Origin of the sequence: Marinobacterium arenosum, assembly GCF_019795155.1 — a bacterium.
Taxonomy (GTDB): Bacteria; Pseudomonadota; Gammaproteobacteria; order Pseudomonadales; family Balneatricaceae; genus Marinobacterium_C; species Marinobacterium_C arenosum.
This window is the reverse complement of sequence record NZ_JAILYN010000106.1, coordinates 1-2,011: the sequence shown is the minus strand read 5'-3', so window position 1 is coordinate 2,011 and position 2,011 is coordinate 1. Positions and strand designations below refer to the sequence as shown.

1 protein-coding gene is annotated in these 2,011 nt (G+C 61.1%); it reads right to left on the bottom strand.

The features are described from left to right. Positions 1-182 precede the first annotated feature (182 nt). Positions 183-1,391 carry an ammonium transporter gene (locus K6T12_RS21360; protein WP_222224997.1) on the bottom strand — a complete coding sequence of 403 codons (1,209 nt, stop codon included), beginning with the start codon at positions 1,389-1,391 and terminating at the stop codon, positions 183-185. Between the last annotated feature and the right edge of the window lie 620 nt (positions 1,392-2,011).

Sequence of the window (2,011 nt, the reverse complement as noted above, 5' to 3'; positions counted from 1 at the left end):
TAATCGTTCCCCTTGCCGGGCCGACAGTGGACTTTCACCACCAAGTCATCCGGCCGCCACCACGCGTACCGGAACAGCGCCAGTCAAGGCGCTACGCGCCATGCCTGGCGCACACACAAAAAAGCCCGTGCCTTTGGGGCACGGGCTGTATGAGTTCGGCCGAGTGACGGCCAATCGATAACTCAGTTATCGCAGGTCGATTCGATATTGTGGATGCTCAGGTCGGCACCGTTGAACTCCTGCTCGTCGGTCAGGCGCAGGCCGACTACCGCCTTGAGTCCGCCATAGATGATCGCACCGCCGACCAGCGCAACCAGGATACCCGCCAGCGTGCCCAGCAGCTGCGACATCAGACTGACACCGCCCAGGCCGCCCAGCGCTTCGCTGCCGAAGATACCGGCAGCAATACCGCCCCAGGCACCACAGAGACCGTGCAGCGGCCAGACACCCAGCACGTCGTCGATCTTCCAGCGGTTCTGCAGCAGGGTGAACACGTAGACGAAGATCACCCCGGCGATACCACCGACCACCAGCGCACCAGCCGGGTGCATGATATCGGAGCCGGCACAGACCGCCACCAACCCGGCCAGCGGGCCGTTATGGATAAAGCCCGGGTCGTTGCGACCGAACACCAGCGCGGTGATGATGCCGCCGGCCATCGCCATCAGGGTGTTGACCGCCACCAGGCCGGAGATGCCGTCCAGGGTCTGCGCCGACATCACGTTGAAGCCAAACCAGCCGATCGACAGGATCCAGGCACCCAGCGCCAGAAACGGGATATTGGACGGCGGAAAGGCCACCAGCCGGCCGTTCTTGTAACGGCCATTACGGATGCCAAGCATCACCACCGCCACCAGCGCAATCCAGCCACCGAAGCCATGTACCACCACGGAACCGGCAAAGTCATGGAAGGCGGCGCCGAACTGTGTCTCCAGCCAGCCCTGGAAACCGTAGTTGCCGTTCCAGATCATCCCCTCCAGCACCGGATAAGCGACGGCGACGGTCAGTGCCGAGGCGGTCAGGATCGGCCAGAAACGGGCCCGCTCGGCGATGCCGCCGGAGACGATCGCCGGGATCGCCGCCGCGAAGGTCATCAGGAAGAAGAACTTGACCAGCTCATAGCCGCTGCCCTGCGCCAGGGTGGCAGCATCCTGCATAAAGGTGACACCGTACGCGATCCAGTAGCCGATGAAGAAGTAGGCCACCGCCGAGACACCGAAGTCGGTGATGATCTTGACCAGCGCGTTGACCTGGTTCTTGCGCCGCACGGTCCCCACCTCCAGAAAGGCGAAGCCGGCATGCATGGCGAACACCATGATGGCGCCCATCAGGATAAAGAGCGTGTTAGAGCTCTGAATTAGCGTTTCCACTGCGCTGTTTACGTTTTCCACTAGGCTCTCCCGTAGTCATTGGGCCACGCACCAATTCAATACACTCGGCGGAATCATGCACTATTAATGTGCATGTAAGCAGCACGGTGATCCGCTCTGGTGCAACACCCCGCCCTGCCACGATCCCCGAAACGCTTTATTTACGGGCACCGCACCGCTCAATTGCACTCAACTGGTGCCTGAACAGATAAAATCGACAGTCGATACAGCAGAAAGCGTGCCAATTAAACGCACTACGGAATGGAGCAGCACCAGGATGGCGCGTTCGTTCAAATAGGAGAACGTAGATGGCCGGTGAAAGACCGGCCCTACACTGGTGTGGTGAAAAACCAGCAGGAGCCCAAGCCACCAGGGCTGTAAGGGGCTGTTGTGGCCGGCCTCGAGAGATGCTGTCTGCGGACCACAGAACCCTGTAGCAGCGGGCTTGGCATGCCCTTTGGGTACGGACCGCGACGGGGTTGGCCTGGTCCGATGGGTGTCGCCCTCGGAGCGGGCTACTTGTATCTCTCGTTGATGGGTGATTAGCTACCGCCCATCGCAAGGAGCCGGTGAGCCAGGCGGGCTGCGAAGTCGAAAAGACTGCCCTGTAGATGAGGCCCCGGCTCCTATTCTCTTCGAAC